21 protein-coding genes are annotated in these 20,634 nt (G+C 72.8%); 10 read left to right on the top strand and 11 right to left on the bottom strand.

The window, feature by feature from the left end; translation table 11 throughout:
* Window positions 1-71: 71 nt before the first annotated feature.
* The 7 genes from FFT21_RS08445 to FFT21_RS08475 form a co-directional block, all read right to left on the bottom strand.
* Window positions 72-857: a chitosanase gene (locus FFT21_RS08445; protein ID WP_137813227.1), complete on the bottom strand. Its 786-nt coding sequence runs from the start codon at window positions 855-857 to the stop codon at window positions 72-74.
* A gap of 233 nt (window positions 858-1,090) precedes the next feature.
* Window positions 1,091-2,134, bottom strand: a complete 1,044-nt coding sequence (locus FFT21_RS08450; RefSeq protein ID WP_192909438.1) for a GGDEF domain-containing protein — start codon at window positions 2,132-2,134, stop codon at window positions 1,091-1,093.
* 272 nt (window positions 2,135-2,406) lie between these two features.
* Window positions 2,407-2,895 carry a universal stress protein gene (locus FFT21_RS08455; RefSeq protein ID WP_137813229.1) on the bottom strand — a complete coding sequence of 163 codons (489 nt, stop codon included), beginning with the start codon at window positions 2,893-2,895 and terminating at the stop codon, window positions 2,407-2,409.
* A 3-nt stretch (window positions 2,896-2,898) separates the two neighbouring features.
* Complete coding sequence (locus tag FFT21_RS08460; protein WP_264081632.1) at window positions 2,899-4,107, bottom strand: SLC13 family permease; 1,209 nt, start codon at window positions 4,105-4,107, stop codon at window positions 2,899-2,901.
* 198 nt (window positions 4,108-4,305) lie between these two features.
* On the bottom strand, window positions 4,306-5,259 hold the full coding sequence (locus tag FFT21_RS08465; RefSeq protein ID WP_137813231.1) for a carbohydrate kinase family protein: 954 nt from the start codon (window positions 5,257-5,259) through the stop codon (window positions 4,306-4,308).
* Window positions 5,256-5,903, bottom strand: coding sequence for a class II aldolase/adducin family protein (locus FFT21_RS08470; protein WP_137813232.1), 648 nt, complete (start codon window positions 5,901-5,903; stop codon window positions 5,256-5,258). Before FFT21_RS08470 ends, FFT21_RS08465 begins: the two co-directional genes overlap by 4 nt.
* On the bottom strand, window positions 5,900-7,375 hold the full coding sequence (locus tag FFT21_RS08475; RefSeq protein ID WP_137813233.1) for a flavin monoamine oxidase family protein: 1,476 nt from the start codon (window positions 7,373-7,375) through the stop codon (window positions 5,900-5,902). Before FFT21_RS08475 ends, FFT21_RS08470 begins: the two co-directional genes overlap by 4 nt.
* Before the next feature lie 76 nt (window positions 7,376-7,451).
* Between FFT21_RS08475 and FFT21_RS08480 the strand changes: the two genes are divergently transcribed.
* Window positions 7,452-8,090 carry a TetR/AcrR family transcriptional regulator gene (locus tag FFT21_RS08480; RefSeq protein WP_137813234.1) on the top strand — a complete coding sequence of 213 codons (639 nt, stop codon included), beginning with the start codon at window positions 7,452-7,454 and terminating at the stop codon, window positions 8,088-8,090.
* A gap of 38 nt (window positions 8,091-8,128) precedes the next feature.
* On the opposite strand, the gene FFT21_RS08485 is transcribed toward FFT21_RS08480, so the two are convergent.
* Both FFT21_RS08485 and FFT21_RS08490 read right to left on the bottom strand, forming a co-directional pair.
* Window positions 8,129-8,371: a hypothetical protein gene (locus tag FFT21_RS08485; RefSeq protein WP_137813235.1), complete on the bottom strand. Its 243-nt coding sequence runs from the start codon at window positions 8,369-8,371 to the stop codon at window positions 8,129-8,131.
* Window positions 8,368-8,670, bottom strand: a complete 303-nt coding sequence (locus tag FFT21_RS08490) for a hypothetical protein (protein WP_137813236.1) — start codon at window positions 8,668-8,670, stop codon at window positions 8,368-8,370. Before FFT21_RS08490 ends, FFT21_RS08485 begins: the two co-directional genes overlap by 4 nt.
* A 100-nt stretch (window positions 8,671-8,770) precedes the next feature.
* Between FFT21_RS08490 and FFT21_RS08495 the strand changes: the two genes are divergently transcribed.
* The 8 genes from FFT21_RS08495 to FFT21_RS08530 all read left to right on the top strand — a co-directional run bounded on the left by FFT21_RS08495 (window position 8,771) and on the right by FFT21_RS08530 (window position 18,181).
* On the top strand, window positions 8,771-9,610 hold the full coding sequence (locus FFT21_RS08495; protein WP_137813237.1) for an XRE family transcriptional regulator: 840 nt from the start codon (window positions 8,771-8,773) through the stop codon (window positions 9,608-9,610).
* Window positions 9,611-9,624: 14 nt separating this feature from the next.
* Entirely contained in the window at window positions 9,625-10,197 is a 573-nt protein-coding gene (locus FFT21_RS08500; protein WP_137813238.1) for a class IV adenylate cyclase, read from the top strand.
* Between the two features lie 116 nt (window positions 10,198-10,313).
* Entirely contained in the window at window positions 10,314-10,730 is a 417-nt protein-coding gene (locus FFT21_RS08505) for a hypothetical protein (RefSeq protein WP_137813239.1), read from the top strand.
* A gap of 188 nt (window positions 10,731-10,918) precedes the next feature.
* Window positions 10,919-14,119 (top strand): AAA domain-containing protein, encoded by a 3,201-nt coding sequence (locus FFT21_RS08510; RefSeq protein ID WP_137813240.1) that lies wholly within the window; start codon window positions 10,919-10,921, stop codon window positions 14,117-14,119.
* Entirely contained in the window at window positions 14,116-15,348 is a 1,233-nt protein-coding gene (locus FFT21_RS08515) for a hypothetical protein (RefSeq protein WP_137813241.1), read from the top strand. Before FFT21_RS08510 ends, FFT21_RS08515 begins: the two co-directional genes overlap by 4 nt.
* Complete coding sequence (locus FFT21_RS08520) at window positions 15,335-16,954, top strand: phospholipase D-like domain-containing protein (RefSeq protein WP_137813242.1); 1,620 nt, start codon at window positions 15,335-15,337, stop codon at window positions 16,952-16,954. The genes FFT21_RS08515 and FFT21_RS08520 overlap by 14 nt, the downstream gene beginning before the upstream one ends.
* A 498-nt stretch (window positions 16,955-17,452) precedes the next feature.
* Window positions 17,453-17,848, top strand: coding sequence for a hypothetical protein (locus FFT21_RS08525; RefSeq protein ID WP_137813243.1), 396 nt, complete (start codon window positions 17,453-17,455; stop codon window positions 17,846-17,848).
* A 90-nt stretch (window positions 17,849-17,938) separates the two neighbouring features.
* Window positions 17,939-18,181 (top strand): hypothetical protein, encoded by a 243-nt coding sequence (locus FFT21_RS08530; protein WP_137813244.1) that lies wholly within the window; start codon window positions 17,939-17,941, stop codon window positions 18,179-18,181.
* Window positions 18,182-18,219: 38 nt separating this feature from the next.
* Here FFT21_RS08530 and FFT21_RS30515 read toward each other — a convergent pair whose 3' ends face one another.
* On the bottom strand, window positions 18,220-18,543 hold the full coding sequence (locus tag FFT21_RS30515) for a hypothetical protein (protein ID WP_307722907.1): 324 nt from the start codon (window positions 18,541-18,543) through the stop codon (window positions 18,220-18,222).
* Window positions 18,544-18,721: 178 nt separating this feature from the next.
* Window positions 18,722-19,516 (bottom strand): PIG-L family deacetylase, encoded by a 795-nt coding sequence (locus FFT21_RS08540; protein ID WP_137813245.1) that lies wholly within the window; start codon window positions 19,514-19,516, stop codon window positions 18,722-18,724.
* Between the two features lie 120 nt (window positions 19,517-19,636).
* Here FFT21_RS08540 and FFT21_RS08545 point away from each other — a divergent pair, with 120 nt between their 5' ends.
* Window positions 19,637-20,623: an ATP-binding protein gene (locus FFT21_RS08545; RefSeq protein WP_137813394.1), complete on the top strand. Its 987-nt coding sequence runs from the start codon at window positions 19,637-19,639 to the stop codon at window positions 20,621-20,623.
* The last annotated feature ends 11 nt before the right edge of the window (window positions 20,624-20,634 follow it).

Here is a 20,634-nt window from a genome sequence, read left to right on the forward strand (position 1 = left end):
GCCCGTCGGCGGCGTCTTGACCGGGCCGGGCACGGTCAACGGATTCCGTGTCTGAGAAGCATGTCCGCAGCTCAGCCGTCGATCGTGTAGCTTTCGCCGTAGACCTTCCAGTGCAGCGGTGGATCGAGGTCGAGTTGACCGTTTTGGAGCCAGACGCGTTGCTCGGTGTCCACGCGGCTGGTGTCGGAGTGCGCGGGCTCCTTCTTCATCTCCTCGACGCGTGCGTCCAGGAAGGCGTTCAGGTACGCCACCTCGTCGCCACCCTGGGACGGCGGCTGCGCGACCGCCATGGCCGCGGAGCGGATACTGTCGAACCCGTCCCGACCGTGCATGATGATCGCGTCGTAGTAGGCGAACTGCCCGAGCGCGCGCAGGCCATCCTGCTTGGCCGCGGTTACGGCCGGATTGAAGTAGACGCGATCCACCTCATCGAGCTGCGCCTGCTGGAAGTCCGGGTCCTCCGCCGCCATACGCCAGTCGTCGGGGAAGTCCGGGTCCAGACCCTCGTGTGAGTCGCTGCCGTTCACCTTCTCCAGGGCCGGCAGGTATTTGGCCAGGACGTTGTCCGGCTTCCGCTCCGTATACAGCCGGACGAGGTCCAGCATGTCGCCGGTACCGGAGCAGAAGCCGACGATGCCGGCGGTGTAGCCGCGCCCATCGTGGATGTCCTCGATGTATGTGAACTGCGCCCGCCAGTCCAGCGACGAGTTCTCGTTGCTGGACACGATCTGCCGCGCGATGTCCTTCTTGCGCGGATCGTCCAGGCCGCTGCCCGCGGCGAGGGTCACCCCAGCACCCTGGCCGGCGAGCGCGGCCACGAGTAACAGCAGGAACACGGCTTTGCCCAGGATTCGCATTCGAACACCTCCGTCTGCCTGGCTCCGGGACGCCCATGCTGGCCGGCAACGGCGGTGCACGGTCGACCAGCGGGGAAGATCAGTCCCGGTGCACAGTTTGTAAAGAAGGTTTCCGAAGGCAGAGAAAAGCAGCGGAGCATGTCGATGTCAACCCGACTATCGGCGGGTTGGCCAAGGGCGGTTCGGTCCGGGCGCACGCACGTGATCGCTCGAGGCTGGCGACGACGCGGCGGTCAGTTTCGGCAGCCGAGGGCTTCGGCCTGGGCGCTGAGCCAGGCCGATGTCATGAACGGGCACGCCGCCAACCACGGGCCGGCCAGCGGTGGGGTGGTCGCCGGCCGTGGCGGGCGTGGCCTCGGCGGGCGAGGCGTCAGCCGCGCATGCGGCTGTGCGGTGGGCGCGGGTACCGCGGAGTTCTGCGCTGCCGGTGTCGCCGGGGGCGAGGTGCTGGTCGGCGCCGGTGGGGCGCTCGAGGCTCCGCGCACCGGGGAAGCCGTGTCCACGGCCTGGTCGGTGTTCGCCGTCATGGCGATCGCCAGGACGGCGGAGAGTCCGGCGACCAGGCCGGCGAGCGCGAAAGCCAGCGTGCGGGGCGCGACCGGGAACCGCCGTGGCAGCGTCCGGTGGTTCGCGGCGTGGCGGTGCGCCACCGGCCACGGTTGGGCATGCCGGGTGGTGAGCGGGTGCCGTCTTCGCCGGCTGCCAGCCACGACGCCGTGCCGCGCGGTCACTTCGCCCCGCGGCTGGTGCGCCGCGTCCCGGGGCCCGGTCGGGGCCGGTGTTCCCACCCGGTCGCGGCCGCGGCGCTTGGCGTCCCGCAGGGCCGCGTCGGCACCCATCACGAGCGCGGCCAGGTCCGGGTCCTCGCCGGGGTGGCGGACGGCGACCCCGACGGAGGCGGTCATGTGCCGGATCGTCACCGCCGTGTCGGCGTCCACGCTGGCGGTGACCACCAGCGACCTGATGCCGTCGCGGATACGGCAGGCGACGTCCACGGCGGCGTCGAGGTCAGTGCCCGGCAGCAGGAGCAGGAACTCGTCGCCGCCGTGGCCCCCGTAACGGCCGACAAGGTCACCGTCCCCGGTGCACCGCCGCAGCACGTCGGCGACGGATCGCAGCAACTGGTCGCCGGCGTGGTGGCCGAACCGGTCGTTGACGTCCTTGAACCGGTCCAGGTCGATCAGCAGGAGCGCGGTGGTGCGGCCGGAGCGGTTGGCCAGCGCCAGGGCTCGCGGCGCCTCGGTGTCCCATCCCCACCGGTCCAGCAACCCGGTCATCCGGTCCACCGCCCAGAACCCCAGCGGCTGGCCGCACGAATCGCAGCATCGGTGACTGCCATGCTCACCGGCCGCCGCGCAGTGCTCCGCACCTCGCAGGGGGATCCCGGCATCCCCCCGGACGTCCTCGGGAGAGGACTGTTCGGAGCTCATCGACACCCCCCTTGCCGAAGACAAGGACCGAACCACCGCAGCGGATCACTCTGGCACGGACGCGGGGAATCCGCCAAGGCGCGAGGGGGATCGGCGAGTCCGGGCAGCGGGCGCGCGTGTCAGGGATGGTGCGGCGGAGGCGGGATCGTGCCGAGGTCGGGCGCCGGCTCGGGCCAGACCAGCAGCACGGCACACGGGGCGTGGTCCACCACGAAGCGGCTGGTGTGGCCGAGGCTTCTGGGTCCGAGGCGGGTGCGGTCACCGTCGCGTGCCAGGACGAGCAGGTCGGCACGCTCGGCGGCGGCCACCACCTCGCGCTCGACGCGGCCGGCGCGCTCCACCCGCGTGCACGGCCGGCCCAGGCGCTCGGCGGCGGCCCGGAGCAGCCGCTCGGCCGAGGTGGCGGCCAGCCGCTCCATCCGGGTACCGGGGTCGAGTTCGGGATGGCCGCGGCCGAGCAGGCCGGCATACGCACCGTGCCCGGCGCCCGGGACGTCCGGTCCGCTGACATGGAGCAGCACGATGTCGGTCCCCTCGGGCACATGCGTGCGGGCGGCGTCCACGCACGCCGGCCAGGTGCCCTCGACGACCCAGACGACGACGGCCATCGGTCAGCCTCCGATCACCCGCAACGAGACCCAGAGTGCCACCACGGCGAGCACCAGGCTGGCCGGCACGGTGAGCAGGCCGAGCCGGGTGAACTCGCCGAGGTCCACCTCGGTGCGGTGGGCACGCATGACCCGCCGCCACAGCAAGGTGGCCAGGGAGCCGGCGTAGGTGAGGTTGGGGCCGATGTTCACGCCCAGCAGCACGGCGAGCACCGCACCGGAACCGGCCGGAGCGGCCAGCGGCAGCAGAACCAGCACGGCGGGCAGGTTGTTGATCACGTTCGCCAGCACGGCGGCCACCGCGGCGGTGCCCAGCAGCCCGAGCAGCCCGGCGCCGCTGGGGATGAGATCATCCAGCGCCCGGGCGAGGCCGTTGTCGACCACGGCACGCACCACGACGCCCAGCGCCAGCACGAAGAGCAGGAACGGCAGCGCCGCCGCGCGGACGACGGCGAGCGGGCTGGTACCGCGGCCGGGGAGGGCACGGGCGGCGAGGACCAGCGCGCCGGCGGCGGCCACCCATGCCGGCGGCACGCCGAATGCCGAGGCGACCACGAAACCGATCAGCGTGCCGGCCACGGTGGCCAGCGCGAACACCGGGCGCTCCGGCGGTTGCCCGGCACCGGGCGGCGGGGCCCCGGCGCCGAGGTCGGTGGCGAAGAACCGCCGGAACACCGCGTACTCGGTGGCGATCGCGACCAGCCACGGCAACCCCATCAGCGCGGCGAACCGGGTGAAGCTCAGCCCGCTGGCCGCGTACGCCAGCAGGTTGGTCAGGTTGGACACCGGCAACAGCAGGGACCCGGTGTTGGACAGGTGGGTGCACGCGTAGACGTGCGGCTTGGGTCGCACGCCAACCCGCGCGGCGGTCGCGAACACCACCGGGGTGAGCAACACCACCGTGGCGTCCAGGCTGAGCACGGCGGTGATCAGGGCCGCGGTGACGAACACCTGGACCAGCAGCCGCCGCGGCTTGGCCGCGGCGGCCCGGGCCATCCAGTCCCCGCACGCGCGGAACAGTCCCTCGGCGTCACACAGGTGCGCCAGCACCAGCACCGCCGCCAGGAAGCCGACCACCGGGCCCAGCCGCGCGGTCTCGGCGGCGGCCTGGTGTACTGGTACCGCCCCAGTGCCGATCAGCACGGCCGCTGCGGGCACCGCGACCACCGCCTCGGCCCAGCCCCACGGCCGCATCACCGCGAAGGCCAGCACCAGCAGGAGCAGGGCGGCGGACAGGGCCTCCGCGAGCGGCGCGCTCAGATGCAGATCCTCTCGGGTGACTGGGCTGAGCCGGGCAGGACGGCCCGCCCGGCCGCACGACTCCTTACCCTACGACCGGGCAGGGCCGCAGGCGTCCGGCTCGGGATTCGCCCGGTCCGGCGCGAACGGATTGTGTGCCGGTCGGAAAGCTCACCGCGGGTCGCCGGCCGCATCGGCGGAGCGGGGTCGCGTGCTCGCGGCGAACGCGTCGGCCGCCGCCAGGTCGAAGTCACCGTGGTCGCTGCCCAGGCCCTGCGCGACCAGCGCCGCCGCGGCCGCACCCAGCACCGCGGCGTCGACCGGCGACCGGCCCAGCGCGACGCCGCGCAGGAAGCCGGCGGAGAACGCGTCACCGCATCCGGTGGTGTCCACCACGTCGACCGCGAACGCGGGTACCCGGTCCGCCCGGTCCCCGCTGACGATCAGCGCGCCGTCGGCGCCGCAGGTGACCGCGACCGTTCCGGCGCCCGCGTCGAGCAGCGTGTGCGCGCCGTCCAGCACGTCGTCCGCCCCGGTGAAGCCGAGCGCCTGGTCGTCGTTGGGCAGGATGTAGTCGGTGTACGGGAGCGCGGCGGCGATCAGGTCGAGACTGCCCATGGCGCCAGGGGCGAGCAGGTCCACCGAGGTCACCACGCCGTGCCCGCGCGCGAAGGACAGGATGCGGGCGGCGGTCTCCGCGCCGATCAACTCCGGCCCGCCGAGGTGCAGGTGGGTGGCCCGCTCGATCGCGGACCACGGCACGTCCTCCGGACCGTAGGTGATGTTGGCGCCGAGCAGGTGCAGCGACGGCCGTTCGCCGCTGGGGCGAATCGGCAGCACGCTGGCCGAGGTGGGGGTGTCCGCGCGGCGGACGAGAAGCTCGGTGTCGACGCCGGCCCGCCGCAGCAACCGCACCAGCAGGTCGCCGGTGGCGTCCGCGCCGATCGCGCCTGCGCTGCGCACCGAGGCGCCGAGCTTGGCCAGGGTGAGCGCGGTGCCGCCCGCGGTGCCGGCCGCGGTGATCCGGATGTCGTCGACCAGGGCGGCGCCCTGCCCCTCGGGAATGGCGTCCACCGGCCGGAGGAGCACGTCCAGCACATGCACGCCCAGCGTGATCACGTTCATCGGCGCTCAGCCTTCCGTGTGGTGCCGTACTGCCGCGCGATCGCGGCCTCGATCACGGCGGCCTGCTGCCGCTCGTCCAGCGCGCGCGGGGTGCCGAGCGCGGCGGCACGCCAGTAGACGCCGCACGCCCACTCCAGCAGCAGGGCGTGCTCGACGGCCCTGTCGAGGGTGTCGGCGTGGGTGACCGCGCCGTGGTTGGCGAGCAGCGCCACCGCCCGGCCGTCCAGCGCGGCGAGCACCGACTCGGCGAGTTCGGGGGTGCCGAAGGTGGCGTACGGCGCGACCCGCACCGACCCGCCGAGGGCGAGCATCTGGTAGTGCACGCACGGCACCTCGTCCAGCACGCAGGACAGCGCGGTGGCCATCGGCGCGTGGGTGTGCACCACCGCGCTCGCGCCGTACCGCCGGTACACGCCGAGGTGCAGGTCCAGCTCCGAGGTGGGCGCCAGCTCACCGGCCACCACGGCGCCCGCGGTGTCCACCACGGTGACCTGCTCGGCGGTGATCTCGGCGAGCACCGCGCCGGTGGCGGTCACCGCGACCCGGTCGCCGGTGCGCACGCTGACGTTTCCCGCAGTGCCGATCAGCAGTCCCTCGGCGGCCAGCCGCCGGCAGGCGGCCGCGACCTCGGCCCGGTCGCTCACCCGAGCACCTCGGCGGCGGCGCGCTCGCCGGCCCGCACCGCGCCGTCCATGTAACCGGACCAGTAGGTGGACGTCTCGGTGCCGGCCCAGTGCACCAGCCCGAACGGCTGCCGGATGGTGGAGCCGTACCGCAGCATCGTGCCGGTGCCCATGCCGGCCACCGGGCCGCCGAGCGACCAGCGCTCGTGCGTCCAGTCGTGCTCCACGTAGTCGATAGCGTTCAGCGCCTGGGGACCGAAGAACTGCGCGAACTGCCGCAGCACGCCGGCGCGCCGCTCGGCCAGCGGTCGGTTGCCCCAGTCCGCCCAGGTCGCGCCGCCGATGAAGGCCATCAGCACGCCGACCGACGCGTCCGGCGGGCAGTTGTCGAAGCACACCCGCACCGGGGCGGTGTCGCTCACCGCCATGCCGGACAGGCCCGCCGCGCGCCAGAACGGCGTGTCGTACACCGCGTCGACCTTCATCAGCGCGCCCATGGGCATGCGTTCCAGCAGTTGCAGCCGCTTCGGCGGCAGCAGCGGATCCCAGTCAATGCCCACCACCAGCGGTGGCGGCACGGCGACGATCACCTTCGACGCGGTGACCACACCGCGGTCGCTGGTGACCGTGACGGTGGAGCCGTTCTGGCTGATCTTCCGCACCGGGGCGTTGAGCGCGACGGCGTCGCCGAGTTGCTGGGCCATCCGGATCGAGATGAGCTGCGATCCGCCGACGATCCGGGAGTCCTGGGCGCCGTCGCTGGTGCCGGCCGAGCGCTCGAACGTGCCGGGGTTGCGCTCGTCGCCCTCGGTCGCGATGTACCACAGGAAGAACAGCAGCGAGACGTCCCGGGCGTCGGCGCCGAGCAGCGGCTGGAGGTAGGACTCGATCAGCTTGGCGGTGTTCGGGTTGACCGTGGTGGACTTGATCCAGTCGTGCAGCGAGGTGGCGTCCCAGTCGGCCGCGTTGGCAGCCGTCCACGGCGCGTCGACCGGGACCTGCTGGGACATCTGGTCGATCCGGGTCTGCAGCACCGCGGCGTCGGGCAGGATCGTCGGGTCGGGCGGGATCGTGCCGGTGTAGCGCTGCGGCGGCAGCCCGTTGGCCACGTAGACGTTGTCGCCCTGGGCGTACTCCTTGAAGGTCTGGATGCGCAGTTCGGCGAGCAGCGCGAGCACCCGGTCCTGGGTGGGGCCGACGAACGCGCCGCCGGACTCGACCACCGAGCCGTTCGCCAGCGTGTGGTTCAGTGTGCGGCCGCCGACCCGGTCGCGGGCCTCCAGCACCAGCACCGACGGGCCGGCCGCGGCGATCCGCCGCGCGGCCACCAGGCCGGAGATCCCGCCGCCCACCACGACGACGTCCACAGTGGACGGTAGCCGGCCGGTGGTGCTCGCGGACGCGGTCCCGGTCAGCCCGCCCGTGGCGGCAAGGGCGCCGGCGGCGGCTATCCCACCGAGCAGGTTCCTGCGGCTGAAGTCCAGTCGTCCCATCGAGACTCCCTCACGCGCCGGCCCCCTGCGAGAAAGCTGAACCCGAGTCAGGTTCGAGTATTTGTACAGTGGTGCCATGGCTACCGCAAGGCCCGCTGCCGGCTCGGTCACCAGCCGGCGCGCCCCCACCCAGCAGCGCAGCCGGGAACGCTTCGCGCGCATCCTGGACGCCGCCGCCGCGCTGATCACCGACAACGGTGTGGCGGGCCTGAGCACTCGGGCCATCGCCGCCCGCGCCGGCATCCCGGTCGCGTCGCTCTACCAGTACTTCGCCGACCGCGACGAGATCATCCTGGCGCTCGTGCAGCGGGACACCGCCGAGATGGACCAGCAGGTGGCCGAGGCCGTCGCCGCACTGGAGGAACCCACCCTCCGCTCGCTGATCACCGCGACCATGCGGGCCTTCGTCCGCGTCTACCACCGCCGGCCGGCGTTCGTGATGATCTGGTGGCGCGGCCGCACCAACCGCGCGGTGGTGGAGTTCTGCCGGGCGCACAACCGCCAGATCGCCCGCACGCTGCACGACTACGCCACCAGGGCCGGGCTGGTCGACCCCGAGGTCCCGCTGCGGGTGGCCGAGCTGGCCGTGGAGGTCGGCGACCGGGTGTTCCAGGTCGCCTTCGAACGTGACCTGCGCGGCGACCCCTGGGTGATCGAGCAGGGCATCGACCTCGTCACCGGCTACCTCGAACGCTTCGCCGCCAACGACGCCTGATCCTCGGCGGCACACGCGGCGCTCCGCATCCGCCAACCTCAGTCACCGGCAGGGACCGGCGCCGATGCCGGCAACGGTGCGCTGATCAGGCAGGCGGTACACGGCATTCCGCACGGCCTCGGCAGCAACTCGGCAACACCCGCCCGAATCTCGGCACCGCAGTAGGCCACCAGCACATCGGGTATGCGCGGCACGTCCGGGCAGGGCACGACGTGCACGACCCGGCGGGACTCACCGACCACGCCGGACCTCAGGCGCACCAGCAGGATCGGTGGCGTCACCGCGACTGTCCTTTCTGCTGGTCGGCGGGCACGGGGGCGAGGAATGGCGAGTCCGTGCCCGCCGACGGCCGGCCGCCCCGGGGGCGCGACGGGTCGACCGGAGGTCGAGCAGAGCGCAGCCGACGAGCAAGACACGCGCACCAACTGGAGATCCGGGCGCGTGCGACGGTGACGGTGATCGATCGGGTCCACCAGCGCATCAAGCCGTGCACGAGTGTTTCCACTGTCAGTGCCACCGGCACGATGCCAAGGGCGCCGACCAGCACCGCGATGCGCACCACCGGATCGACCTCGACCACGATCCATCACCTCCCGACACGGTGACCCAACTGTCGACCGAAGATCGCCGCTCAGCCCATACCGCCATATACATCTCACGGTGAGATGTAAGGTGATCATGTGGCCGAGTCGACGGGAGTGCCGCTTGTGTTGCCAGCGTGGGCGTGGCAGCGGGAGGACGTACGCGATGCCCTCCGTACCCGTGACGTTTCCGCGCTCTTCCGCGCTGCTCAGCGGTACACAGGAGCCAGCCAGTCAAGGATTGCGATTGCCACGGGGATGCTGCAAGGACGGGTCAGCGAGATTGTCCGGAACACTCGCGCTGTTACGACACTGGATCTGTTCGAACGGATAGCTGATGGCCTCAGCATGCCGGACGACGCGCGGATGCTCATGGGACTTGCACCAAGGCACCCAGCCGGGCTTGATCATCTCAGCGCAAGCGGCAGGGCCGAATTGATTGCCGTGTACCCGACTCAGTCTACGGCACTGTCCGACATACAAGGCCTGGCCAACGCCGCCAAAGAAGTGGACATATTGGCCGTGCGCGGCCTCGGGATTATCGGACTCAACGACTCGATTCTGCGGTCTTTTGTCAAGTTTGGGGCGCCAACGGTTCGCGTCCTACTACTCGACCCTGACTGCGAAGCCGCACACCGCCGCGCAAGCGAGGTCGGCGAGAGCTACGGCAGTTTCAGCAGCGGCATTCGACTGTCCATCGAACGGCTCCGTGAACTGGCGGCAGCAGGCGTGGACGTGGAGGGCCACATCTACGACCTACTGCCAACCTGGCGCGTGATCGGACTTGACAACACTCTGTTCGTTTCAGCGTTCGGAGAGATTCACGAGGGGCATACCTCACCGATGTACCGCATCGCTGGCTCGCCGCATGGTGCCCTGCATCGCGGCTTTCGTAGGTTCATGGGGGAGCTTCGCCGTACGGCGCGGCGTGTCGTGTGAAGCGGGAGGTAGCAATGGCGGTGGAGGCGGAGCTCAAGGCACGTGTGCGGGATGCCGACGCCGTGCGGAAGCGGCTCGACCAGCGCGCGCGGCCGGAGGTCAGCACGTACTGGGATCGCTACTTCGACTACCCGGACCGCCGACTCTCCAACGCCGGGCGGGAACTGCGGCTACGCACCGTCGAAACCGCCGATGGTCGGCGACGGTCGATACTCACCTACAAGGAGCCTCCGGTCGACGCGGCCAGCGGTTCGAAACCCGAACACGAGACAACCGTCGGAGACGCCGAAGTGATCGCCACGGCGCTTGCGGCGCTGGGCGTCGAGAACTTCCTCTCCTTCGAGAAGCGCTGCACGAACTACCGGTTCACCGCCCATGGTCGCGAACTACTGGCCACTCTGGTACGCGTGCCGGAGCTGGGCGATGAGGTCTTCATCGAGTTGGAGACGATCGTCGGGACCGAGGACGTGGCGGATGCACTGCGCGTGGTCCGCGCCGTGCTCGCGGAGCTCGGGGTCAGCGAGTCCGACCTGTCCAGCGAGACGTACACGGACGCCGTCGCGGCACGTCGGCAGGCCAACCGATAGCCCGGCAGGCCGTCGGTCGGCGTGGCGACCTACCGATCCACACGGACGGTCTTGACGCGGAATTCGTAACGTTGTTTAGTAACAGTGTTACGACATCGTGGGCGACGGGAGTAGGGATGCCAGCGCTGGTGCTCAGCACGGAGACCCGAGTCATCGCGGGGATCGTGCTGCTGACGATCGTGACCATCGAGTTCGGTGGCTACTTCATGACCCGCATCGCCCGCGGCGCGGTGCCGATGACGGAGTTCCAGAAGACGTTCGCCCGGGCTGGGCACGGCCACGCCGGCGTGCTGGTCACGTTGAGCCTGGTGTGCCTGGTGCTGGCGGACGCCGCGGCGCTGCCGGGTGCGACCGGATGGCTCGCCCGCCTCGGTGTGCCCGTGGCGGCACTGCTCATTCCCGGCGGTTTCTTCTTCTCCTCCATGGGGCGCGACGTCGTCCGGCCCAACAAGCTGATCTGGCTGGTCTGGACCGGTGCCCTCGCGCTGGCCGCCGGCGTCGTCTCCCTGGGCGTCGGCCTACTCACCACCTGAAGTCCGCACCTGGGCGAGGGCTCTCCCGTCCTGCGAGGTGGAACGGGCCCGAACCGGATGGGGAACTGGCGCGTACCTGTGGGTGGTGACCCGGCGGCGCGGCCGTGGCCGGCGTCCAGCGTCGGTGGCCCGCGATCGTGCCGGTGTGCCCGGTGGACCTTGGCGGGGTCCGACAGGGAGGGACGGCCGTGGCCAGCGCGAGCGGTGGTGAGTTCGAGCGAGACGTGCAGCGGACGGGGCAGGACGCCAGCGGACGGGCCGACCGGAAGGAGGGCGCGGCGCACGAGCAGGTGGGCCGGTACCGCCTGGACGGGCTGGTCTGGCGCCGCGCCGACGACGACCTGCCCGGCTTCTCCGGGGTGATTCCGACGCCGCGGAGTGACGACGAGTTGCGGGACGCGGCGCGCCGCCGGTACGGGCCGCTGCGCGCCTTCCTGGACCTGGCCGAGCGGTGCGCCGCGGCCGGCCCGACGGCGTGGCGGGCCGGCGTGGTGGTGTCCGGCAGCCGCTGGTTCCCCTCGGCTGACCCGCTGTCCGGTGAGCTGGTGGTGCGGTTGGACGAGCCGTTGCCGTTCGCCGCCGAGGAGGGCTGCCTGCTCGCGGTGTGCCCGGACGGCAAGGACGAGCGGACCCGGCTGATGCTGGCCGAGGCGCAGGACGACGTGGTCGTGCTGATGCTTCCGGACGACGCCGACCGGGCCGCCGAGTTGCGCCGCCGGTTCGCACCGGGCACCCGCGTCGTCGTCGCGCAGACCGAGCACTTCCGCCTCCGGCCGCACGCCCAGGCGCTGCGCAGGTTCCTCGACGGCGACGGCGGCGCGGGCGGATGGGCCAACCTGGCCGCCCTGCTGTGCCAACCGGATCAGCTGGCCACCCCCGCCGAGCTGCCCGAGGTGATCCCGGACCGCCGGCCGCTCGGTGAGGACCAGCAGCGGGCGGTGGCGGGTGCGCTGGCCGCGCCGCACGCGTTCTTCGTGCACGCCCCGCCCGGTACCGGGCGGACACAGGTGATCGCCGAGCTGGTCACCAGGCTGACCGCGCGCGGCGAGCGGGTGCTGCTGACCGCACCGAACCCGCTCGCGGTGGACGACGTGCTGCGCCGGCTGGCCGGCGAACCCGGCGTGGTGCCGTTACGGCTGTCCCGCAAGGACGCCCTGGTCGCCGAGGACGTGCGCGGCTTCACCAAGGCCGGCTACGACGCGATGCTCCTCAAGGACGTGCGCACCCCGGCGAACGGCGGGGTGGCGCGGTGGGAGCAGCGGTTGGCGCGGCTCGCCGAGGAACGCGCCGCGCTGGTGGCGTGGCAGGACGTCAACGCCGAGCACGCCGCGGCCCGCCAGGAACTCGACGACGCGGGCCAGGACGAGCCGCAGGTGGACGCGGAGACGCTGCGCGAACAGCGCGAGCACTCCGCCCACCGGCTGAACCTGGTGCGCCGGCAGACCGCGCAGGCGGCGGCCGAGGTGACCAAGGCGCAGGGCGGCGAGCTGGCCGTGGAGCACAGCCTGGCAGTGCGCCGGGGCAGGCGCGGCCCGCTGACCTGGCTGATGGAGCTGATCGGCATGGGCCCGGCCGGCAAGATGCGGTCCGCGTGGCGCGGGATCCACCGCAAGCGGATGCTCGCCGTGGAGGCCTACATCGCCGTGGCCGAGCGCTACGACGAGGAACTGCGCCGGCACGAGACCGAGGTCGACTCGCTGACCGACCGGGAGGAACGCGAGCGGAACAGGGCGGCGGACGCGGAGCGGACGCTGGAGTCGGTGCTGCCCCGGCTGGAGGAGGCGGCGGACCGGTTGCAGCGCGCCGGGGCCGAGCACCTGCGCGACGACACCGGCGCCGCGCTGCTGCGCATCGCCGAGCTGGAGACCGAGGAAGCCGAGCTGACCAAGAAGCTGGAGCTGCAGCGCCGCTGGTTCGAACTGGTCGGCCTGACCGGGCGGGAGGAGGCCAGGGACCGGGAGCGGGCCCGCGCCGCCGTGGGCCGCGCGCTGTCCGGCGCGGTCAACCTGGTCTGCGGCACCACCACCGCGTTCGGCGCCGACCCGGACTGCCTCGGGCTGGACTACGACACGCTGATCGTGGACGACGCCAACGCGGTCACCGCCGCGGAGTTCCTGATCCCCGGCCGCCGCGCCCGGCGGTGGATCATGTTCGGTGACGAGAACGCGTTGCCGCCGCGGACGGCGTCCGAGGACGAGCACCGGCTGCACGCGATGGCCGCCCTGCACCGCACCGAGCGGACCTCCGGCCGCACGCTGGCCGACGCGGTGGACGACCTCGCCGGCCCGTGGCGGGACGCCGAGGACGGCGAGCTGGGCCCGACTCGCGCCGCCGAGGTGCTGCGCCTGGCCAGCGGCCTGCGCGACGGCGGCGCCTGGGCGAACGAGCTGCGCGGCGGTTACGCCGAGCAGTTCGGGCGGCTGCCGGGCGGCCAGGACGCGCCGGAGGCTCGGCTGGTCACCGCGATCCGCGAACCGCTGACGGCCAGCGTCTTCGACTGGTGCGTGCGCAACGTGGACAGCCGGCTGCGCTGCCGGCTGATCCAGCAGCGGCGGATGCCGGCCGAGATGGCGGAGCTGGTGCGGGTACCGGTCTACCGCGGCCGCTACGACACCCCGGCACCGGAGAGCGGCGAGCCGGCGGGCACCGCGCCCGCCGAGTTCGGCGACCCGGTGACGTTCCTGGACACCACCGCGGCCCCGGAGCCGTGGGACACGCCGGACGGCGCGGCCGGCTTCGTCAACGAGTTGGAGGCGGACTGGGTGCGCGGGGTGTGCCAGCAGTGGGAGGAGGAGTTGAAGGCCGGCGGCGCGAACGGCCGGCGGCGGGTCGGCGTGCTCACCTTCTACCCGGCCCAGGCCCGGCTGATCCGGCGCAAGCTGGGGCATCCCCGGTATCCCGGGTTCGGCCACCTGGAGTTCACCGTGGTCGACTCGATCGACCGGCTGCGCGGCCAGCGCGCCGACGTGATGATCGTGTCGTTCTGCCGCGCGTTCGGCCGGCCAGCCGGGAAGGGCGCGCCCGAGACGCCGGTGTCCGCGGTGCCGGCGGGAGCCGCGCCCAGCTCCACGGCACCCCGCCCGACCGCGACCGGCCCCGCGCCGGCCGGTGAGCGGGTCGCGCTCGCGGACAGTCCACTCCGGACGGGCAACGGCCGGCCTCCCGAGGGGTTCGCCCGCGAGCTGCGGGACCCGCGCCGACTCGCCGTCGCCTGCACCAGCGCGCGGCAGGCGCTGGTGCTGATCGGCCACGGCGACACGCTGCGCCGGCTGGGCGGTGCGGCGGAGGCGCCGGAATCCTTCTACGCCAACCTGTTCCGGCTCTGCGAGCGGGGCGGCGTGACCCGGCGCGACGACTGGGCGCCCGGGCGCCGCGGGAGCGAGCGGTGATCGAGTTCCGGCCGGTGGACGAGGCCCCGCCCGAGGGGCCGCCGGCGCTGCGGATCAGCTGGGTGCGGCTGCCCATGCTGTGGTGGCGGAAGGTGTCCGTGGTCGAGGTCGACCAGGTGAAGCTGGACCCGGTGGACCGGTTCATGGTGGAGGCGGCCACCAAGCTGGGCCGCCTGGACGCGGCGACCTTCGAGGATCTCACCGGCCTGCCCGAGCTGGCCTTCACCGCCCTCGGCCGGCGGCTGTGCACCATCGACCTGCTGGCGCCGCGGGACGGCGACTTCGTCGCCGGCGGCGACGCCGCGCGGGCGCTCGACGAGGGCACGGTGAGCCAGCGGCGCAGCACCGCGCTGGACTTCCTCTACCTCCCGGAAACCGACGACCTGCTGGTGGTCGAGGACACCCTGGCCGACTTCGAGCGGGACGGCCCGGCGCCGTTCGGGGTCGCCCCGATCCCCGCCGAGCTGCACGGCACCACCCTGCACGGGCTGCTGTCCGGCCGGATCGGCGAGCGGCGGGTGGCCAACCTGCCCGCGTCCGTGGTGGCGCTGGATCCGCGCGGCACGCCGGACGAGCCGATCAACAGCATCGCCGGCGGGAACCTGCGGCCGTCGGTTCCGGTGTGCCCGGCCGTCGAGGGCACCGCCACCGTGCTGCTCGACCAGGAAAGACCCCAGGCGACGCTCACCGTGACGTGGCACCGGCGCGGCGAGGACGCGGACGCGCCGAGCACCGTCGACATCAGCGGCGCCGAGGGCCTGATCGAGTCATGGCGGCGGATCGCGGAGCGGCCCGGTGAGCCGGAGCACCGGGCCGCCGCGGTGCGCGCGCTCACCGGCGTCGCGCTGCCGGCCGACGCGCTGCGGCCGGCCGGGCCGGGATGCTTCTCGCTCGCGCTCACCGGCCGGTACGCACAGGCGGTAACCAGGCAGGGTGCGCTTCCCCGCCGGGTCGGCCTGGAGATCCGGGCCGAGCAAGTGCACCTGCTCGGCACCGTGGAGTTCACCCCGGCCGACGACGAGGCGGAGCGGATCTTCGCGCTGGAGGAGTTCGTCGGCCGGCTGGCCGAGCGGCCGGCCGGGGCGGTGGACGTGGTGGCCGCGGAACCGGAGACCGTGCGCGAGGTCGGCGGCCCGCAGGCGGTGTGGCGGCGGGCGTGGCAGCTCGGGCACCGGCGGATGGTGCACGCCCTGCGCGAGGCGGAGGACTTCGACTATGCGCGGAACTGACCGGCGCCGCACCACGCCGGCGACCCGACCGGACCTGACGGCTCCCGAAGAAGGTCCACATCGGACGGACGCGCCGGGCGATGCCGACGCGCACCGGCTGGACCTCGGCGGGTTGCACGCCGAGGAGGGGTTCTTCCTGCTGCGCGGGGCCGAGCAGCGGCCGCTGCCCGCGGTGAAGGGCGAGCGGACCTGGCGGTTCTGCGGCACGTTCCGCGGATCGCCGCGCACGCTGCGGGAGGCGGTGTTGGAGCTGATCCGCTCGGCCCGCCGGAAGGTGTTCGTGACCAGCTTCCTGCTCGGTGACGACGAAGTGGTGGACGCGCTGGCGGCCACCGCCGACCGGTTGCCCGGCGGCGTCTACGTGATCAGCGAGCTGGACGGTGCCGGCCTTGCCCGTGGCCTCGCCCGGCTCGCCGCCGGGGACGAGACGTCGGAGGAGGTCCGGGAGCAGGCGGCGGCGCACCGGCGGCGGGTGGGCTTCCTGGCCGGCAGTGGGGTGCGGGTGCGCGGCCACCCGAACTGCCCCGCCGCGTTCGTCGTGGTCGACGACGAGACCGCGTGGCTGGGCACGGCGAACCTGGACACCGCCGCGTTCACCCGGCTCGGCGAGGTCGGCGTGGTGATCGGCGACACCACCGAGGTGGACCGGCTGGCCCGGCTGTTCGCCCGGATGTGGCTGTCCGGCTGCACCCTGCGAATGCCCGACGCGGGCGAGGACGCCGAACCGGTGCGGCACGAGGGGGTGCCGGCGGACTTCGACGTGCCGGTGGCCACAGTGGACACTCGGCCGGGGGTGCTGTGGACCGGTCCGGACCGGCGGGGCGTGCTGGACGGCGTGCACGACGTCATCGGCCGGGCCGAGCGGGACCTGCTGCTGGCCGGGTTCACCCTCAACGGCATGCTCGGCCGGCCCGACCTGCTGGTGAACCCGGTCGCCGGGGCGATCGGCCGGGGGGTGCGGGTGCGGATGCTGGTCCGCGCCCGCAACGAGTGCGACCCGCACCGGCGCGACGCCGGCCTGCTGCACGAGCTGGGCGTGGAGATCGTCGCCGACGACGTCAACCACGCCAACGCCGTGGTCGCCGACGGCCGGCACGGCATGCTGTTCACCGCCACCTTCGACGCCGAGCACGGCATGGACGCGGGGCCCGGCGCCGAACTCGGCGCCCGGCTGGACGGCACCGGCGCCCTGGACGGGCTGGCCGGCTACCTGCGTCACGCGATCGACACCGCCACCCGCGACTACGTGTACCGGCCCATCGCCCGGCGGCTGGCCGAGGACCTCGGCGCGAGCTGGCAGCACCGCTGGCCGCTGCCCGGTGAGGTCGCGGTGCGCGCCGATCCGCCGGTGTGGCAGCGGCTGGTTGACGCCGCGCGGCAGGACCGGCAGGAACCGGTGCTGTGGCGGCGGAACGGCGGCCCGGTGGAGTTGCTGCTCGGCCGGACCCGGCTGGCCCTGCGGCCGCATCGCGACGGCGAGTACCGGTTGGACGAGCTGGGCCGGGCGGACCGCACCGCCCGGGACGAGTTGGCCCGCTGGTGGCGGGCACCCGGCGACGGCGAGCAACGTGGCTACTGCCCCGCCGTGCTGCACCGGATTTCCTGAGCTGGGAAAGGGGCACGGGCGGGCGAGGAGGAACACCGCCCGTGCCGCCCGCTCTCAGTGCTCGTTCCTGAACGCGCGCCGCGATCGCGTCGCCGGGGCGCGATCGGGACCCGGCACTCCGGTCGTGCCTGACCGGTACACGCCGGGCAGCATCCGCGCCGGTCAGCCGCCGTCTCGTGACGGAGGGGTTGTCCCACAGCACACCGGCCGATTTCCGCGGAATCGCGGCATGGTCCTCGGATCTATCTCCCTGGCGGCTGCCTCCGGCGGCTCCATTCATCCAGCCGTGTTCCGCATCGCACCGCGTCCGGGTGGTCCACCAGTGCGTTCGTGTGACGTCGACCCCCGGCCGGAACCTCGCGCGGGGTTGGTGAGTTAATGGTGCTGGGCGGACGTATCGCGCCCGCCGCCGCGGCCGGTCCTCGCACACGACGCCGCGGACCCGGCCGGACAGCACTCGTTTCCGCACATCCGCTGATCCGAAACGAAGGACGACCCGTGAGCGAGAGCTTCGTCATCGACGCCGACGAGTTGCTGCCACCCTCCGGTGCGGTGCCGCACATCCAGGCGCCGTCCGCCGGCGCGCCGGACACCGGTCAGCTTGGCCCCGGCAGCTGGGGCATCGCCTCGCCGAGCAACCACCCACTCTTCCCGCATGCCGTCCGCCCGGCGACCGAGCGGGCCATGGACACCATCCGGAAGGCCGCCGAGGCCATCGAGCAATACGCGATCGAGGCCCAGGAGGTGGCGAACACCTGCCAGGACCTGGAACGCGAGATCGCCGGCCTGCTCAGGGAACTCGCCGCCGACCTCGACGAGCCCGAGCCCGACTCCGCGCCCGAGTCCCGGCCGGAGCCGCTGGCGGTGCCGGTGGGCGCGCTCGGCGAGGCATAGCCGCGCACCGCCACGGGGTAACCCGAGTTCGGACCGGCATTCCCCGTGGTCGTCACCGGGCCCGGCGCCGGTGGCGTGGAGGAAGACCAGATGGCACAGCGCGACGAGGAACACCCGGACGGCCGCGAGTTCTCCGAGAGCGAGCGGCGCGATCCGGCCGAGACACTGGACGCGCTGGAGCGACGGGTGCTCGGCGCGCACCCGGAGGACCTGCACGACGTGCACGACGACGCCGAGCACGCCGACGCCGCGACACACGGCCAGGACCTCGACCCCGAGGACCTGGCCGGTGTCGACGGCCGGGCCACCCCGCAGGCCGAGCCACCCGCCTGACCCGCCTGCCGAACCGGCGAACCGCCGTCTGGCGGGCGCTACGGCGTGGAGCGCATCAGCCCGAGGCACCGGTCGTCCGGCCGCGGGAGCAGGCCGCGATGCACTGGATGACCTGGGAGGACACCGTCCTCTCCCTGGAAGCCCACGGGCCGCGGAATCCCTTCCGCGACCGGCCGATGGACGCGATGGTCGCGTTCATCCGCATCTGCGCCCACGGTCATCTCCCTGGTGCCGTAATGGGTGTCCTCGAACGGTGTGACCACCTCGACGGCCGGAGCGGGACGGAACGCGTCCGCGTCGACCACCTTCAGCGCCACCTGCATGCGGGGTTCCCGGTCCTGGGGCACCTCGGCGACGAACACGTACGGACCCTCGCCGTTGCGCAGCAGGCCGGAGTTGTGGTCGGTGGCGAACTCCAGTTCGAGGCCCAGCGCCTGGACGAACTTCGCGGCCTGCGACCATCGAACTCGACACCGGCCTTCGGCCGGCGGGCCCGCGAAGGGTGCTACCTCGGCGCCGCGTCGTCCCGCTGCGGCCTGCTCACAGGCCGGCGAGCAGGTCGGTTTCGGTAATGCCGGGGCCCTGGCCGTCGCGGATGAACCATTCGGTGCCGAACGCGTAGCGGAAGGCGTCGTCCGGCATGGCGAGGAAGAAGGACTGCTCGCTGATCTGGCTGGCGTGCGCGCGCATCGCCCGCCGCTTGTGGTCGACGTAGGCGGAGACGTCCACCGCGGCGGTGATCATCGACTCCGGCTTGCCGAAGTCGGGCCTGTCGCGGATGTCCGGACCCGGCGCCTCGGCCGCGCCGGACCGCTCGGCGAACGCGGCCATCCCACGGAGGATGTGGTCGCGGTTGATGGTGTTCTGGTAGACGCGGGGCGTGCCGGCCAGTTCGGCCGCGCGCACGCCCACCCGGTGCACCTGAATGTGGTCCGGGTGACCGTAGCCACCGTTGTCGTCGTAGCAGGTCAACACGTCGGCGCGTTCCTCGCGCAGAACGGCGGCCAGCTTCTGCGCGGCGTCCTCCACCGAGGCGGTCCAGAACGAGCCGGGCGCGTCGTTGGTCGGCGTGCCCATCATCCCGGAGTCCACGTAGCCGAGGAACTCCACCCGCGCGACGCCGAGGATCTCCGCGGACGCGTGGGTCTCCGCCACCCGCCGCTGCCACAGTTCCTCGCCCTCGTCGAGGAAGCCGTCCGGAACCTCGCCGTGCTCGCCGCGGGTCGCCACCACGAGCACCGTGCGGTGCCCCTCGTCGTGGGCCTTGCGCAGCACGCCCCCGCAGCCGATGCACTCGTCGTCCGGGTGGGCGTGGAAGGACACCAGGGTCGCCATAGGCGACACGGTACGCACGCTCACCCGGTGCGGTGAGCGCGACCGCCACGGTCTTGCACCATGAAATGAAAACCGATATCAATTTCAGTATAAGAGACCCATCGGATGACGGAGCAGCCCGTGAAGATCGCGTTCGTCGGCAAGGGCGGCAGCGGCAAGACCACGCTCGCCTCCCTGCTCACCAGCCATCTCGTGGCGCAGGGCCGGACCGTGCTGGCCCTGGACGCGGACATCAACCAGCACCTGGCCACCGCGCTCGGCGCCACCGATGCGGAGGCGGCCGCGCTGCCCACGCTCGGCGAGCACCTGCCGATGATCAAGGAGTACCTGCGGGGCCGGAACCCGCGTATCTCCTCGGCCGACGCGATGGTGAAGACCACCCCGCCCGGGTCGGGCTCGCGGCTGCTGCGGGTGGTCGAGGACAACCCGATCTACGCCGCATGCGTGCGCGAGGTCGGCGGCGCGCGCCTCGCGGTGACCGGCCCGTTCGCCGAGGGCGACCTCGGCGTGGCGTGCTACCACTCCAAGGTCGGCGCGGTGGAACTGCTGCTCAACCACCTGGTCGACGGCCGGGACGAGTACGTGGTGGTGGACATGACGGCGGGCGCGGACGCGTTCGCCTCCGGGCTGTTCACCCGGTTCGACGTGACGTTCCTGGTGTGCGAGCCGACCGTGCGCAGCGTCGGCGTGTACCGGCAGTACCTCGGCTACGCCCGCGATTTCGGGGTGCGGATCGCGGTGGTCGGCAACAAGGTGTCCGACGCCGAGGACGTCGACTTCCTGCGCGACGCGGTGGGCGACCACCTGCTGGCCTGCGTGACCCGCTCGGGGCACGTGCGCGCGGCGGAACGCGGCGACGTGCGGTCGATCGGCGCGCTGGAACCGGAGAACCGCGCGGCGCTGGACGCGATGCGCGCCCTGGTCGACGCCACCGGCAAGGACTGGGACACCTACCAGCGGCACGCCGTCGAGTTCCATCTGCGCAACGCCGCCGCCTGGGCCAACGACCGGGCGGGCGAGGACCTGGCCGGCCAGGTCGACCCCGACTTCGTGCTCGGCCCGGAGGCGCTGGAGCGGTCCGGCGTCACCCCGGCCACCGCACGGTGACGAAAGCCATC

Origin of the sequence: Gandjariella thermophila (assembly GCF_005405885.1) — a bacterium.
Lineage (GTDB): Bacteria > Actinomycetota > Actinomycetes > Mycobacteriales > Pseudonocardiaceae > Gandjariella > Gandjariella thermophila.